Annotated in this window: 14 protein-coding genes; 3 read left to right on the top strand and 11 right to left on the bottom strand. The window is 45.5% G+C overall.

Going from position 1 to position 14,611, the window contains the following annotated elements; translation table 11 throughout:
* Positions 1 to 5: 5 nt before the first annotated feature.
* Together HMPREF0999_RS07945 and HMPREF0999_RS07940 are read right to left on the bottom strand one after the other, a co-directional pair.
* Positions 6 to 608 carry an acyltransferase gene (locus HMPREF0999_RS07945; protein ID WP_009275630.1) on the bottom strand — a complete coding sequence of 201 codons (603 nt, stop codon included), beginning with the start codon at positions 606 to 608 and terminating at the stop codon, positions 6 to 8.
* A gap of 10 nt (positions 609 to 618) precedes the next feature.
* A complete protein-coding gene (locus tag HMPREF0999_RS07940; protein ID WP_009275629.1) occupies positions 619 to 1,323 on the bottom strand; it encodes an SAM-dependent methyltransferase in 705 nt (234 codons plus the stop codon).
* 53 nt (positions 1,324 to 1,376) lie between these two features.
* Between HMPREF0999_RS07940 and HMPREF0999_RS07935 the strand changes: the two genes are divergently transcribed.
* Positions 1,377 to 2,774, top strand: a complete 1,398-nt coding sequence (locus HMPREF0999_RS07935) for a methyltransferase RsmF C-terminal domain-like protein (RefSeq protein WP_009275628.1) — start codon at positions 1,377 to 1,379, stop codon at positions 2,772 to 2,774.
* 116 nt (positions 2,775 to 2,890) lie between these two features.
* Here the strand turns inward: HMPREF0999_RS07935 and HMPREF0999_RS07930 are convergent, their stop codons facing one another.
* The 3 genes from HMPREF0999_RS07930 to HMPREF0999_RS07920 all read right to left on the bottom strand — a co-directional run bounded on the left by HMPREF0999_RS07930 (position 2,891) and on the right by HMPREF0999_RS07920 (position 6,860).
* On the bottom strand, positions 2,891 to 3,895 hold the full coding sequence (locus tag HMPREF0999_RS07930) for a DUF4837 family protein (RefSeq protein ID WP_009275627.1): 1,005 nt from the start codon (positions 3,893 to 3,895) through the stop codon (positions 2,891 to 2,893).
* A gap of 197 nt (positions 3,896 to 4,092) precedes the next feature.
* Positions 4,093 to 4,776 carry a hypothetical protein gene (locus tag HMPREF0999_RS07925; RefSeq protein ID WP_005864237.1) on the bottom strand — a complete coding sequence of 228 codons (684 nt, stop codon included), beginning with the start codon at positions 4,774 to 4,776 and terminating at the stop codon, positions 4,093 to 4,095.
* A 5-nt stretch (positions 4,777 to 4,781) separates the two neighbouring features.
* Entirely contained in the window at positions 4,782 to 6,860 is a 2,079-nt protein-coding gene (locus HMPREF0999_RS07920) for an RNA degradosome polyphosphate kinase (protein WP_009275626.1), read from the bottom strand.
* A 58-nt stretch (positions 6,861 to 6,918) separates the two neighbouring features.
* Here HMPREF0999_RS07920 and HMPREF0999_RS07915 point away from each other — a divergent pair, with 58 nt between their 5' ends.
* Positions 6,919 to 7,419, top strand: coding sequence for a metallophosphoesterase family protein (locus tag HMPREF0999_RS07915; RefSeq protein ID WP_005864233.1), 501 nt, complete (start codon positions 6,919 to 6,921; stop codon positions 7,417 to 7,419).
* Positions 7,420 to 7,424: 5 nt separating this feature from the next.
* On the opposite strand, the gene HMPREF0999_RS07910 is transcribed toward HMPREF0999_RS07915, so the two are convergent.
* The 3 genes from HMPREF0999_RS07910 to HMPREF0999_RS07900 all read right to left on the bottom strand — a co-directional run bounded on the left by HMPREF0999_RS07910 (position 7,425) and on the right by HMPREF0999_RS07900 (position 11,630).
* Complete coding sequence (locus HMPREF0999_RS07910) at positions 7,425 to 8,543, bottom strand: hypothetical protein (RefSeq protein WP_005864231.1); 1,119 nt, start codon at positions 8,541 to 8,543, stop codon at positions 7,425 to 7,427.
* A 63-nt stretch (positions 8,544 to 8,606) separates the two neighbouring features.
* Complete coding sequence (lipA, locus tag HMPREF0999_RS07905) at positions 8,607 to 9,452, bottom strand: lipoyl synthase (RefSeq protein ID WP_009275625.1); 846 nt, start codon at positions 9,450 to 9,452, stop codon at positions 8,607 to 8,609.
* Between the two features lie 3 nt (positions 9,453 to 9,455).
* Complete coding sequence (locus HMPREF0999_RS07900) at positions 9,456 to 11,630, bottom strand: S9 family peptidase (RefSeq protein ID WP_009275624.1); 2,175 nt, start codon at positions 11,628 to 11,630, stop codon at positions 9,456 to 9,458.
* An 80-nt stretch (positions 11,631 to 11,710) separates the two neighbouring features.
* Between HMPREF0999_RS07900 and HMPREF0999_RS07895 the strand changes: the two genes are divergently transcribed.
* Positions 11,711 to 12,637, top strand: coding sequence for a TIGR01212 family radical SAM protein (locus HMPREF0999_RS07895; RefSeq protein WP_009275623.1), 927 nt, complete (start codon positions 11,711 to 11,713; stop codon positions 12,635 to 12,637).
* Here HMPREF0999_RS07895 and HMPREF0999_RS07890 read toward each other — a convergent pair.
* From HMPREF0999_RS07890 to HMPREF0999_RS07880, 3 genes are all read right to left on the bottom strand, one after another.
* A complete protein-coding gene (locus tag HMPREF0999_RS07890; RefSeq protein WP_009275622.1) occupies positions 12,623 to 13,117 on the bottom strand; it encodes a DUF4251 domain-containing protein in 495 nt (164 codons plus the stop codon). The genes HMPREF0999_RS07895 and HMPREF0999_RS07890 overlap by 15 nt on opposite strands.
* A gap of 114 nt (positions 13,118 to 13,231) precedes the next feature.
* Complete coding sequence (locus tag HMPREF0999_RS07885; RefSeq protein WP_009275621.1) at positions 13,232 to 14,206, bottom strand: alpha/beta hydrolase family protein; 975 nt, start codon at positions 14,204 to 14,206, stop codon at positions 13,232 to 13,234.
* A gap of 19 nt (positions 14,207 to 14,225) precedes the next feature.
* Positions 14,226 to 14,561 carry a DUF6565 domain-containing protein gene (locus HMPREF0999_RS07880; protein WP_008773659.1) on the bottom strand — a complete coding sequence of 112 codons (336 nt, stop codon included), beginning with the start codon at positions 14,559 to 14,561 and terminating at the stop codon, positions 14,226 to 14,228.
* Between the last annotated feature and the right edge of the window lie 50 nt (positions 14,562 to 14,611).

Raw genomic sequence — 14,611 nt, 5'->3', positions numbered from 1 at the left:
GAATATTAATATTGTCTGTATTGTAGAGACGGGGCACGCCCCGTCTCTACAACTTGGTGATTGTGTAGGCTGTAACGTTGGCCGCTTTCCGGACAGGTGGCGAATCCTTCGGAGTCGAATACAAGGCGATGGCCGTACTCGCTTACCCAACCGATCTGGCGGGATGGATTCCCTACGACCAGCGCATAAGCCGGAACATCCTTCGTTACCACCGCCCCGGCACCGATCATGGCATATTGACCGATCGTATGTCCACAAATAATCGTAGCGTTAGCTCCGATCGAGGCCCCCTTGCCAATCACCGTCTCCTTATACTGATCTTTCCTAGAGATAGCGCTGCGCGGATTGGTTACATTTGTAAACACGCAACTAGGCCCCAAGAACACATCATCCTCGCAAATCACCCCCGTATAAATAGACACATTGTTCTGCACCTTCACGTTATTCCCTAAGACCACGCCCGGCGATACGACTACATTCTGGCCGATATTACACGCCCGGCCAATCACGCATCCCGTCATGATATGGGAAAAATGCCAGATACGGGTTCCTTCCCCGATCTCACAACCGGTATCGATTACCGCTGTCTCGTGCGCTTGATAACTCATATCAATCCTCTTATTTGTAGATTAAGAAAATAGTGGGCTTCTTACTCAGATCGGGAACTTTCCCCGCCCATTCCTTGACCGGACGAGTATGGATATACTCATCCTCACACGTTATATTCGAGGCGATACACAGTTTCGTAGACGGACGGCACGTACGGATCAACTCCTCGGCCAGTTTATTATTCCGGTAAGGAGTCTCGATAAACAATTGCGTCTGATGCTCGGAATAGATCCTTCCCTCCAATTTCTTGATCGTGTTCGTTCGTTCGGAAGCATCGATCGGCAGATAACCGTGAAAAGCGAAACTCTGTCCGTTAAAGCCCGATCCCATCACCGACATCAAGATAGACGAAGGCCCTACCAACGGTACCACCGGATAATCCTTCCGTTGGGCAATGGCCACTACGTCAGCACCCGGATCAGCGATCGCCGGACAACCCGCCTCCGAGATCACGCCTACGCTCTCGCCTTTCGCCAAAGGAGCTAGATAACCAGCTACTTGTTCCGGTGAGGTATGTTTATTCAGCTCATAAAATGTCAAGTCATCGATCACGATCCCCGGCTCCACCTTTTTTAAGAAACGGCGTGCCGTACGCACGTTTTCCACGATAAAATGCCGGATGGATAAGATCACGTCACGGTTATATTCTGGTAAAACACGGCGATGTTCCGTATCGCCCAAGGTAACTGGTATAAGGAAAAGAGATGCTTGCATACTGTTTGTTTTCCGCAAAAGTAGTATTTTTGCCGCAAACTAACAGAATAATCATGGCACTTCCTATTGATTTTATTACCCGTACACGGGCTTTACTTGGCGAGGAGTTCGATCGTTTAGAGGCAGCGTTAAGTGCTGATGTTCCCGTAAGTATCCGTATCAACCACTCCAAAGGGACTCCCGCTCCCAAAGCAGGTGCTCCGGTCGCTTGGTGCGAGAGCGGTTTTTATTTGCCGGAACGGTTGTCTTTCACCTTCGATCCTCTATTCCATGCGGGGGCCTATTACGTGCAGGAAGCGTCTTCCATGTTTCTGGAACAAGCGATCAAGGCATATGTGAAAGAGCCGGTACGTTGCTTGGATTTATGCGCTGCCCCGGGTGGCAAGTCCACGCATCTGGCGAGCTTATTGCCGAAAGGTAGTCTGTTAGTCAGTAACGAGGTGATCCGCAGCCGGAGTTATGTATTGGCCGAGAATATCGCTAAATGGGGCCGCCCGGACACGATCGTTATCAATAATGACCCGGAGGAGATCGGCGAGGCATTGCCTCATCTGTTCGATGTGATCGTCACCGACGTACCTTGTTCCGGTGAAGGCATGTTCCGGAAAGATACGGATAGCACAGGCGAATGGAGCGTAGATAACGTACGGCTTTGCGCCTCCCGTGGGCGGCGCATCATCCATGATATCTGGAACGCCTTGAAACCCGGAGGTATCTTGATCTACAGTACATGTACCTATAATACGGAAGAGGATGAGGAGAACATACATTATATAATAGAGGAGCTGGGAGCCGAGGCATTGCCTATCCCTACCCAAGAGGAATGGCAGATCACCGGCGCCCTCCGGTTTGAACATCCGGTTTACCGCTTCTTCCCGCATAAGACACGGGGCGAAGGCTTTTTCCTCGCCGCCCTCCGGAAAGCGGAAGGCGAGATTGAGGAGATTCGTGTCAAGTCCAAAGGGAAAAAAGAGCGAGGAAAAGCCGCTCCGTCCATCCCACAGGAGGCCCGTCAGTTCCTTTCGGATGAAACTTCATTTTCTCTCGAATGGAACGACAGTTTCCTTCGAGCGTATCCCAAAGCCCATTCGGATCTATTTTCACTCATCAATGCCAAGCCTTTACGGGTACTTTCCGCCGGTATTTGCCTAGGAGAAGCGAAAGGGAAAGACTTTATCCCATCTCAAGAGCTGGCTTTAAGTACTGCCTTAACCCCCAACGCATTTCCATCCGTGGAACTGGAATGGGAAGACGCTATTAAATTCTTAAAGAAAGAGGCGCTCGTCTTACCCTCCGGTACAGATAAGGGATATGTGTTGGTACGCTACCAAGGACTTCCGCTAGGTTTTGTAAAGAACCTTGGCAACCGAGCCAATAACCTGTATCCGCAAGAGTGGCGTATACGGACGGGATATATTCCGGAGGAAATCAAACTATTTTTAGGACGATAAGACCACTATATAGGCATAAAGCCACACGTATATACGTATAAGACCACACTTACGTACGTGTAGGCCGATGCGTATATACGCATGAGGTTACGCCTATATACGTGAGAGAATCAATCCTAATCCACGAATCGCAACGTAAACAAGGCGGCCTCCATCCGGCGGATCAAGTTCGCCTTTTTTGATTCCGGGGCATAGACAAAGCTTTCCGCTACAATAACCCGCCCTTTTTTCTTGTCGAGCAGGGCATGGCTGACAAACGGGCCGCCCATCTTATCTCCTTCCATACGCCAAAGACCACGCAATACGCCGCGGTATTCGCCACGGTAGGTGATCGGCTCGTAAGAAAGCTCGAAGCGCCTCTCAGTCTTCATATAAGAATTCGGGAAAGAGCCCGGTACGTTCCGCCTCACTACAGAATCACGCATAGCGACCAGATAATCTTCGGTAAATGCCTCTTGAGCCGTATAGGGAAAACTATATACCAAGATATCAGTCCGTCCCCGATTTGCGTTATTCGAGCCCCAAAAGAAATCGGTCTCTTCCTTATAGGCCGACATATCTTCCGGCACGAACAGCGAGACACCGAAACGGGACTTCAACTTCTCATTGATCCAACTGCTATGGCTCTTAGAAAGTCCAACTATCCAACGTTCCCTTTCCACTCGATTGAAATGGTTGACCAACCGTCCTTCATTTAATAAAAGGAACTCGGTTAAAGCAGCGGTAGTCGGAGCATACAGAGTCACAACATTCTGACCGCTGGCCCATTCATCGGGACTCTCTCTTGTTCCAGCTTTCGTATACCGATTAGGATCTACGGATACGATCAAGATATTTCGTACGTATCGTAATAAACCGGAAAAGCCCGATGGCTCCGAATAGGTGACACGCATAGATGCTTCCGCTTGAGGCAAAGCAGGTATCGGCGCTCGCAATTGTTCTTGCAGCAACTCCCCCACCTCACCATTCCATGCGTCTCGATCCATTACAACCACCACCTCGAAAGGCCATCCGGTAGCCCGCCGTAGCGAGGCCACCGGAGAGGACGAAGTCCAATCACAAGCGGAAAGCCCCACCATTAGGCTAAGGCTGATCCATAGTAGTACAATTTGTGTTCTCATAGTATTCCTGATTATTCGTTCTTAAAAATTAAATCACACACCGCAAAAGTACAGGAAGGATCGTAAAGAGGAAAGAAATGGTACCGGACAAAACAAGCGAACATCAAACAACTAATAATCACACATATAAACCACGCAATGGGAGATAAACGGATAATATTGCCGGACAATCACGACAAACAAAATAACTTTAAGCTTTATAATAAACGGACATAGGCATCCAAATCCGTCTTTTCATCCAAGCCTAAACGTTTTTTTAAACGGCCTTTCGATTTGGTTAACGCATCCGGAGTATTATTAAACACGGCTAGTTGCTCCTTTCGGGAGAAATTCCATTTGATCAAGCAACATATTTCCTGCTCATGGCGGGTAATACTGTATTTATTTCTCAGATCGGTTAAGAAGTTATTAAACAGAAGATCGGTCATACCAATAATCTCAGCCCATTCCTCTTTACTTGGATTCACATGGAGAGGATCATCTTTAAGGGCACATAAAAGCTTAGGTACATCCACATCTACTTTTCCGGTAGCATTGTCCAATAAGTTATTATCGCCGGAAAGAACAAGGATCTCTCTCTCCAACTGCTCCATCTTCTGGCGATAGGCCGTCAGCTCCGTCTCGATCCGGTCATAAGCCTCCGAGCGGATGACCAGAGAATCCCGTTCCCGCTCCAAGCGTACGACTTGCTCTTGATAGGAGGCTAATTGTTGTTTATAGCGATACATATTCGCTTTATTCTGCCGAATGCGAGAACGGACAGATTCATTTCTCTCCCGGATACGTCCCGTACGTACTCCCAACAAAAAGCTAAATACCACCGCCACGATCAAGGCTAAGCAACCAGCCCCCCAATCAACAAATCCCCAAAACTCCCCCATCCCGGTTACCGTATGGATTTATTTCTCAAATAATCATAGATAGCCAATTGCGAACGCACTTTTACCGGATTATCATCACACTTAAAATTATTACGTAACTCGCCATCCAAATAACAAGCTTTCACGTTGTCACTTAGCTGGATATTCAAGATATCGATTATTTCCCTCTTCAGATCCGGATCAAGGATCGGGAAAGCCGTCTCGATCCGTCGGTTCAAATTCCGACGCATCCAATCAGCCGAGGTAAGGAAAAGATCCTCCTGACCATCATTCAGAAAATACCAAACCCGTGAATGCTCCAAAAACATATCCACGATACGAGTAACCCGGATGTTAGCGCTATAAGGTTGGTTCGGTACCAGGCAACAAATCCCCCGAACAATCAGATCGATCTCTACCCCCGCCTCACTCGCATGATAGAGTTCCTCGATCATATGTTGGTCATGCAGTCCGTTCATCTTTAATATGATCCGTCCTTTTCGGCCTTCCCGCACATGCTCGATCTCCCGCCGAATCCTACCAGTCAATTCCGAGACCATATTGAAACGGGCCACCAACAAATGGCGGAAAGTAGGTTCTTTCATACGCCCTTCCAAAACAGCGAATACTTTATTGATATCCGTAATAATCTCCGTATTCGAAGTCAATAACGCCATATCCGAATAGATCTTGGCCGTCTTCTCATTGAAATTACCAGTACTCAAATAGGCGAAATCACGCCGTTTAAGTCCCTCGGACGTATCCTTCCGAAGAATGACCGCAACCTTCGCATGTACTTTCAAGCCCGGAATACTATAAATGATACGAATACCGGCCTGCTCCATACGCTCTGCCGTACTCATATTATTCTCCTCGTCGAAACGGGCTTTCAATTCCACGAATACCGTCACTTTCTTACCATTCTGGGCAGCGCTGACCAGCGTATTAATCACGGCCGAATTCTCTGCCACTCGATACTGGGTAATCTTGATCTCATCCACCTTCGGATCAAAGGCCGCCTCCATCAAAAAGCGGATCAAATAATCAAACGACTCATAAGGGAAATGCAATAAGATATCCCGCTTCTTCACGGCCTTGAATACCGACCCCATCTCATCAAGGAAAGGCACACGCATAGGCACCGGTGGCTGCTGCTCTAAATGCTTTCCCGCCGGATTCGGCAATTTCATCAAGTCCTGCAAATTATTATATCGTCCACCTAACACCAAGTCCTCCGACGTAATACCAAAGGCATCGCAAACAAAAGCCAGAAAATCATCCGGCATCGCTTGATCATACATAAAACGGCTCAAGGCTCCGATCTTGCGTTTCTTTACCTTCTTACGGATATTCTCCACGATATTCGCCCGGCTCTCATCATCCAAATAAATATCCGCATCCCGGGAAATCTTGATGCTGTAACAGCCATCAATAATATAACCGGGAAAAACATTCTGTAAATTCGCACGGATAATGTCGTCGATAAACATGATATAATATTTCCCGTCATGCTGAGGCAACTCTATAAAACGGGGAACTTTCGCATAAGGAATCTTCATCAACGCATAATGATACTCGGGTACGAAGCCCGGCTCATTCATCCGCTTGCTCCGCTTAATCATACGGATCACAAAGTAAAGCCGACGATCCCGGATAAACGTACGTATATCACCGGCTTGAATCATGACCGGCGACAGGAATGGGAAAACCTCCTCATTAAAGAAATTATGGACAAACTCTTCATGGAAAGGTTCCGGCTTCTCATTCTGGTATAAGTAAACATTCTGGCGATTCAATTCCGGCAATATCTTCTCCGAGAAAATACGGTAATAGTCCCGTTGCTGGCGGTTAACCTCCCGGGTGATAGCCGCCAAGGTCTCTTCCGCCTCAGCTGCGCTCTCCTCCGAATAATTCTTTTTCATGATTACCCCCCGGTGTTCCGCAACCCGGATCTCATAAAATTCTTCCAGATTCGAGGAATAGATAGAAAGGAACTTAATACGCTCATAAATAGGCAGCGTATCATCTTCCGCTTCCAGCAAGACACGGTAGTTAAACGACAACCAGCTTAAGTCCCGTTTAAAATATTGATATGAATTCTCCATAATATTCTTATCTTAGGCGTGTAAATATAGATACTTTCGAGCAATAAAAGAAATTGTTATGATTAAAGTTGGATTGCTTTCAGACACCCATGCGTACTGGGATGATAAGTACGCCGAATATTTTAAAGATTGCGATGAAATCTGGCATGCGGGCGATATAGGCTCCGATCTTTTGGCCGCGAAATTCGAGGCATTGAAACCTTTCAGGGCCGTATACGGAAATATAGACGGACAAGCCATTCGCCTGCAATATCCTAAAGTAGCTCATTTCAAGGTAGAAGACGTGAACGTTATGATGACTCATATCGGAGGTTATCCGGGCCGCTACAATCCCGAGATCCGCAAAGAATTATACGATACACGGCCAAATCTATTCATTTCCGGACATTCGCATATCCTGAAAGTAGTATTCGATCGAAGCTTGAAGTGTCTGCATATGAATCCGGGAGCGGCTGGAAAAAGTGGCTTTCATCAAGTACGTACCTTATTACGTTTCGTTATTGCGGGAAAGGATATCAAAGATTTGGAAGTAATAGAGCTAGGGAATCGGGCATTATAAGATGATTAGTTACCGCAACAGAAACTCTCGGCAAAAAGAATCGTATTTTGCAAATAAGCGAACTCTTTCTCAAAATATTCGCTAAACACCCCGGAGCTCAAGTTCTCCTCGATTTGTTTCGCTGTCCAAAGCTTTCCGCTACGGCGCTTACATTGATTTAATTGCTCTTCCGTACGTAAACAAATAACATAGAGAGATACCAAATGTTTCACCTTCTCGTTCTCAAATGTATAACGGATCAGGAAGCGTGGAGCAATTGATTTATCTTGCGCCAAACTTCCGAGAGTCTCTTTGACCGTGCTATCTATACTATGTCGGAAGAGCACGTAATTATGGAACGGATAATCCATCGTATCCGGAGAGACAAACTCATCCTTACTTCGTCTCACCAGATATAACATACCATTATAAACAACTGCGATACGCACGATCGGATGATAGTATTTCTTCGGTAAAGAGCGGCTGACCGAACGTGCGATACAACCGATCACCTTCCCATTGTCATTCAATACGGGAAGCCACATTTCCTTTTTCAAGCTACCTTGCATCAAGGACAAACGTATTTGCTCATAAACAATGACCAAAACACCGATTACCAATCCCAACTCCCGGTATAAGAAACGTTCGGTACGCATATTCTGCATCGTTTCCGGCAAGATACTATATAACAAGATGATGAAAAGATGCAACGTGTACAGGTTCTGTACCAACTGAGCGAGGAAATAAAATTCGTTCAAGGTAGTACGAAGCAAAGTACGTTTAAAAGAGGGACGTTTCGAATCGCGTATACGTTGTATGACCGTTCTCCTCGTGAACCCCACGATCGCTAACGCCACGACCAGTAATACTTCCGTGATAAGAGGAGAGTATATAAACAACACTGGTTCAAGCTTGAGACAAAGAAATACGGAATATAAGACCAATGTGCCCGCCGATGGTAGAAGCATAAATTGGTATACCTTATCCTTGCTCAACACCTGAAACAAAAAAATACAAACAAAACAGAAAGTAACCCCAATTATAAAAGATAATAAATAAGAAAAATAGTTATCCAAAAACATGAATAACAACAATGGCAATAAACCTATCGCCTGATTATCTAGACCTTTCTTTACTCTGTTCATTCCTTCCCCCCCTTTAGTCCACTTTTATATTAATAACAACAAAGATTGTCAAAAGTTCATGAATCATATATGCTTTTCCGCATGGTACGACGAGCGTACCAGCGGAGCGCTCTCTACTTTCTTAAAACTTTTGCCAACGGCTTGCTGTCTATAATATTCAAAACATTCAGGAGTCACATATTCAGAGACGGGAATATTCTTGCGAGAAGGCTGTAAATACTGCCCGATTGTTAAAACAGAAACACCCGCCAGCAAAACATCATCCATTAATTCAAGCACCTCATCCTCGGTCTCACCCAGTCCGACCATGATACCAGTCTTGGCTACCACACCCCGCTCAGCGATTCGTCGCAAAACGGATAAGCTCACGTCATACTTAGCGGCGCTACGCACTTGCGGACTGATACGGCGTACAGTCTCCATATTATGGGAGATAATCTCAGGCGCCGCATCCACGACCTGATCAACCAGATCCAATCGTCCTTGAAAATCCGGGATTAAGACTTCCACGGTCGTTTGAGGATTCACCTCTTTGATCGTACGGATCGTATTTACCCAATGAGAAGCGCCTAAGTCTGGTAAGTCATCACGATCAACGGACGTGATCACCGCATGCTTGAGATTCATTAAACGGATGCTCTCCGCTACATTCGCAGGCTCTTTCGGGTCCAACGGAAGAGGTTTACCCGTTAGCGTATTACAAAAACGACAAGAGCGAGTACAGATCTCACCACCGATCATGAATGTAGCTGTTCCCCGGCTCCAACATTCACCCATATTCGGGCATTTACCACTTGTGCATATTGTGTGAAGGCAATGAGATTCAACAATACTTTTTGTCTTCGTGAATTGCTCATTTCCGCCAAGCCGGATCTTCAACCAATCCGGCTTTCTTAAATGCTGCGCCATGTCTTACAAATTATTGAATAAATAATTAGCCATCTTCGTATACAAATGGTAACGGGTATTACCACCGTATATGCTATGATTCCGATCTTTATAAACATGCATATCGAACTGCTTACCCGCTTGAACCAAAGCCTCGGCATATTCCATTGTTTGCATAAAATGAACATTATCATCGGCGGTTCCATGAACCAGCAATAACTTGCCTTGCAAGTCTTTCACCCGGCGTAACGGAGAGGTAGCCGCATAGCCCTCGAAATTCTCTTGCGGGGTACGCATGAAACGCTCCGTATAAACGGAGTCATAATATTTCCAGTCCGTCGGAGGAGCCACGGCGATACCCACCTTAAACGTTCCGTTTCCGGTACTCAAGGCCATCAACGTGTTATAACCTCCGAAACTCCAACCCCAGATCGCGATACGATCCTTATCGATATAAGGTAACTTGCCTAACGCTTGCGCAGCCTCCACTTGGTCTCTGGATTCCAGCTCGCCCATTCTCAAATAAGTACATTTACGGAATGCCTCACCACGGGCACCGGTTCCACGACCATCCACACATACCACGATAATACCATTTGAGGCCAGATATTGCTCCCAATCGAAACCGTATTGATCCAATACTTGCTGGGAGTTAGGACCACTATATTGCGTCATCATCACCGGATATTTCTTCGACGGGTCAAAATCAGCGGGTTTTACGATCCAAGCGTTGAACTCATAATCCGAAGCCGTATGTACCTTCATAAATTCCTTCTTAGCAAAAACATATTCCTTCAGCTTACTCTTCAACGCGGCGTTATCTTGCAGAACACGTAGTTCCTTTTTGGTCTTCGTCTCATTCACCGTAATCTTCGCCGGGGTATTCGCATTGGAATAGGTATTCACGAAATAAGCGAAATTGTCACTAAAGACCGCCTTATTCATACCCTCTTCCGTAGAGAGTTTTGTCTTCACGCCTTTAGCGTCGATCTTATAGATAGAACGGCGGATCGGGCTTTCTTCGGCAGACTCGTAATAGAAAGTCTTCGTATTCTCATCCACGCCCAAGAACTTCGTGACATCCCAGTTCCCTTGAGTTACCTGACGTTGCATAACACCTGTCGGGGAATACAAATAAATATGAGAATAGCCATCTTGTTCACTCACATAGGTAAACCCATTGTTCAAGAACTGGATGGAAGTCAACCAATCAGAATCCACGTAGCATTTATTTTCCTCACGCAAGATCAAACGGAACACACCGCTCTTCGGATTTGCATAATACATATTGAATACATTCTGCTGGCGGTTCAATGTCATGATAGCCAACTGATCCGGATTCTGCGTGAAAGTAATGCGGGGAATATAGAAGTCGCCTTCTACCGGGACCTTCATCTCCTTCGTGTCTTTGGTGACTACGCTATAAGAATGTACGGAAACCTTTGAATTCTTCTGCCCGGCCTTCGGATATTTATATTCGTAATACCCCGGATAAAGTCCCTCACCATACATCTGCATAGAATATTCGGGCACCTCGGACTCGTCAAAACGGACAAAGGCCAGATACTCGCTATCGGGAGACCACGCCATTAGATTTGTCACCGCAAATTCTTCCTCATACACCCAATCCGTGATGCCATTCAATATCTTATTCAACTCACCGTCCTTGGTGACTTGTACCTCCGTGTCGAAATCAAACTTACGTATCCAAATATTATTATCCCGTACATAAGCGCACATACGACCATCCGGCGAGAAAGTCGGGATCATTTGCTTACCCTTGGCATCGGAAATAGGCTTCACATAATTACGACGCACGTCATAATCATAAACCACCGCCTTAGTAGAGCGACGATAAATAGACTCCGTATCCCTCCAAACCAAGATATGATGCCCGGTACTGCTGATTGTATATCCATCAAAATCCGTAAAGGTACATTCACGAGCTTTACGGGCATTAAACAATGTATCCACAGGATTTCCCGTACGATAGGAATATTTAATGATCATACTCTTATCGGCGTTCATGGCTGTGTAGTGTTCTCCATCCGGCAAGGATCGCATCTCTCCGATAGCCGTCACTTGACGAAATTTCCCATCGGTTATTTCTTTTAAGTCAACATGCTTGCTTCCGGTTTGTGCGGCCACACTTCCGAATACGGCCAACGAAAGCAATAAACTAAAACCTAATCGTTTCATTTATACTCTTTATTTCAGATTGAAACGCGAAGTTAGCATAAAAAAGTGATTCAAATTGCGAGAAATCGTATCTTTGTCTTATGAAAAAAACTAAACGATATTATGAATTTGGGGATTTTCTACGGGATCTATTCAAATTCAAGGTTCAGAAGATTTCCATAAACGCAGGCTTCACCTGCCCGAACCGAGACGGGTCTAAAGGATGGGGCGGTTGCACCTATTGTAATAACCAAACATTCAGTCCAGAATACTGTCATACGGAGAAAAGCGTTACCGAGCAATTAGAGGAAGGCGTACGTTTTTTTTCCCGCAAATATCCGGATATGCGGTATCTGGCCTACTTCCAAGCCTACACAAATACATACGACCGATTAGACTCTCTTATTCGCAAATATGAGGAAGCGCTTGCCTATCCTGGAGTGGAAGGATTGATTGTCGGCACTCGTCCGGACTGTATGCCGGAAGGTTTATTGGATTATTTTGCGGAGCTTTCCCAGCGAAAATTCGTCATGATTGAATATGGATTGGAAAGTACGCTTGATAAGACCTTAGTCCGCATAAACAGAGGGCATACCCATGAAGAATCGGAATCCGCTATCCGTCGTACGGCGGCAAAAGGTATTTACACCGGGGCACACCTGATACTCGGACTACCGGGAGAAAGTAGGGATGAAATATTACACCATGCGGATGTCTTATCACGCCTCCCGATCACGACACTTAAACTGCACCAATTGCAGCTAATCAAGAATACCCGCATGGCGAAAGAGTTCAAGGAAGATCCTTCTGATTTCCATTTATATACGGCTGATGAATATATCGAATTAGTGATTGACTTCATTGAACGACTGAACCCCTCTATCGTAGTAGAGAGGTTCGTATCACAATCCCCCAAAGAGCTACTGATCGCACCGGATTGGGGTTTAAAGAATTTCGAATTTACCGCTAAGGTAAATAAGCGGATCGAGGAAAGAGATACACGGCAAGGACGACTATTTCAAGTCTAAGGCGACATCACCATAAAAGGTAATAGCCTGTTTATTCACGGGTGTCACATTGATTGTCACCGAGCCATTCGGATAGACTTCCACCCGAAACATGTATACATCCTCTTTGGTCTTTACACGGAACTTGATTTCGGAACTACCTTTCTTTTCAGAGGTTTGCTCCTTCTCTGTCGCCACTTCTTTAAACGTCAAGCCCTCTCCACCACCATAAGGAGCAGAGTAAGCACGTCCAAAGTAAGGAAGATAAGACAGGATCGAGTCACCATGTATTTCCAATGAGTAGGGGGAAGTAAGATTGACGGATCTCCCGGCCATCGGTACGGCACGATCCACATCGATCTTAATACAACCGCTATCCACGATCTCCCTCACTACTTTCTCTTTTTGCTCCTTCCGCTCTTGCTTACTTTGAGCAAAAAGGGATTGCCCTGCACAAAAAAGGACAATCCCTAAAAATCCAACTAACCTTGTTAATCTCATAACCTTAATAAACTAAACACACTATTAATCACTCTATATAGTAAAGACAATCCTTCGGGTGAATAGTTTAATCTAAAAAGGTCAAATTAAGGCTGTTTATATTTCATTATTATATTAACGCAAATTATCCAAGATATAATCCTGTACGGTAAAATCTTTCCGTACGATCGTATCACCGGGAACACGTTCGTCTGTCGTGATCGCTAAATTCTCATCGCCTAAGACTTGACGGCTCAAGAAGCTCATGATATCGTATTGGTTCCGGGACATAGGAAGCCCAGAGATCTCATGCCCCGCATTCTCTACCTTATAAAAATAATAGGAAGCTTGAAGATTTTCCAGACTTTTCGCTACAGCGGATGATCCCCATAAACCGCCGAGGTTCTCCATAGCGGCTTGTTCAAAAGGAACGGTTTTATCCGCATCGCCATGGAATAGCATAATCGGACAAGGCATCTTTTCCCAATGTGGAGGAAGCACACCAGAGACCGCACCGGCATATGAGATCACACCGGCATAGTTGAAACCTGTCGGTAGCCTTTTCGCCAACTCATGTCCGTTACATAAATCATACTCTGCCTGCAATACCGTAATCGCCCCGGCACTTGAACCGCTCGCTACGATCTGCTCCACATCGATGTTCCAATCCGAGCTTTGGTTAATCACGAAACCGGTAGCATCATAAAAATCCTCTACCGCCGTATCGATCGCATGCTGCAAGGCTGCGATAAAGTCCATCGGAGAAGAGACTTTAGAAGGATCCAGATTCTTCAAGGTGGTACGATAATCCGTAGAAACGACCACAAATCCGTTTCGGGCGAGGAACTCGAAATAGGGAATATATCCTTTATCCGCCTTATCTCCCCCTTTAAACCCACCGCCAAAAGCAAAAATCATCACAGGCTTTTTTGAGGCGGGCGATATAGAAGGCAACTCATACTTGTCCAAGGACAATGTATCTGTCCCTTTTATAGAGAATACGAAATTCTCTTTTTGAACATCCACATTCGCCACAGGTTTAGGCTGCGTACAGGCGAACGAACAGACGATCCATAAAGCAAATAGCGAATACACCCAATTTCTGTTCATCTTATTTTCGTATTAGAGGTTATTTTGTTCCTTCCTTCAAACCATCCAAGAACTTATCCACTTTTTTGGCAGCGTCTTTCACGCCCGCTTTCATTTTCAATCCAGCGTATGTCGCTTGCAATTTAATGATCTCCGCTTTCTCATCAGCGTTTAACTCTTCCTCGAACTTGGCGTAAAGATCCGTGGATAGATCCGAGAATTTCAGATCCGCCTTCTTCCAGTCCTTATCGGTATAATCAGCGGCCTCCATTTCCACCTTATCTACAAAATCACTAAACTCCTTCACATATGAATCCTTTGATTGGCAGGCGCTCAAAGCGAACATAACCAATAACATGAATAGTACTTTCTTCATCTTTTAATTAAAAATTAATTTGTTATACAACACAAATATATGCAAAAAGG

Origin of the sequence: Parabacteroides sp. D25 (assembly GCF_000307475.1) — a bacterium.
GTDB classification, from domain to species: domain Bacteria; phylum Bacteroidota; class Bacteroidia; order Bacteroidales; family Tannerellaceae; genus Parabacteroides; species Parabacteroides distasonis.
The sequence above is the reverse complement of the archived record's forward strand: the minus strand, read 5'-3'. Positions and strand labels throughout refer to the sequence as shown.

What these genes read in the sequence shown, in the direction of transcription:
- HMPREF0999_RS07945 (WP_009275630.1), bottom strand. Translation starts at nt 608, where the DNA reads ATGAGTTATCAAGCGCACGAGACAGCGGTAATCGATACCGGTTGTGAG.
- HMPREF0999_RS07940 (WP_009275629.1), bottom strand. Translation starts at nt 1,323, where the DNA reads ATGCAAGCATCTCTTTTCCTTATACCAGTTACCTTGGGCGATACGGAA.
- HMPREF0999_RS07935 (WP_009275628.1), top strand. Translation starts at nt 1,377, where the DNA reads ATGGCACTTCCTATTGATTTTATTACCCGTACACGGGCTTTACTTGGC.
- HMPREF0999_RS07930 (WP_009275627.1), bottom strand. Translation starts at nt 3,895, where the DNA reads ATGAGAACACAAATTGTACTACTATGGATCAGCCTTAGCCTAATGGTG.
- HMPREF0999_RS07925 (WP_005864237.1), bottom strand. Translation starts at nt 4,776, where the DNA reads ATGGGGGAGTTTTGGGGATTTGTTGATTGGGGGGCTGGTTGCTTAGCC.
- HMPREF0999_RS07920 (WP_009275626.1), bottom strand. Translation starts at nt 6,860, where the DNA reads ATGGAGAATTCATATCAATATTTTAAACGGGACTTAAGCTGGTTGTCG.
- HMPREF0999_RS07915 (WP_005864233.1), top strand. Translation starts at nt 6,919, where the DNA reads ATGATTAAAGTTGGATTGCTTTCAGACACCCATGCGTACTGGGATGAT.
- HMPREF0999_RS07910 (WP_005864231.1), bottom strand. Translation starts at nt 8,543, where the DNA reads ATGAACAGAGTAAAGAAAGGTCTAGATAATCAGGCGATAGGTTTATTG.
- lipA (WP_009275625.1), bottom strand. Translation starts at nt 9,452, where the DNA reads ATGGCGCAGCATTTAAGAAAGCCGGATTGGTTGAAGATCCGGCTTGGC.
- HMPREF0999_RS07900 (WP_009275624.1), bottom strand. Translation starts at nt 11,630, where the DNA reads ATGAAACGATTAGGTTTTAGTTTATTGCTTTCGTTGGCCGTATTCGGA.
- HMPREF0999_RS07895 (WP_009275623.1), top strand. Translation starts at nt 11,711, where the DNA reads ATGAAAAAAACTAAACGATATTATGAATTTGGGGATTTTCTACGGGAT.
- HMPREF0999_RS07890 (WP_009275622.1), bottom strand. Translation starts at nt 13,117, where the DNA reads ATGAGATTAACAAGGTTAGTTGGATTTTTAGGGATTGTCCTTTTTTGT.
- HMPREF0999_RS07885 (WP_009275621.1), bottom strand. Translation starts at nt 14,206, where the DNA reads ATGAACAGAAATTGGGTGTATTCGCTATTTGCTTTATGGATCGTCTGT.
- HMPREF0999_RS07880 (WP_008773659.1), bottom strand. Translation starts at nt 14,561, where the DNA reads ATGAAGAAAGTACTATTCATGTTATTGGTTATGTTCGCTTTGAGCGCC.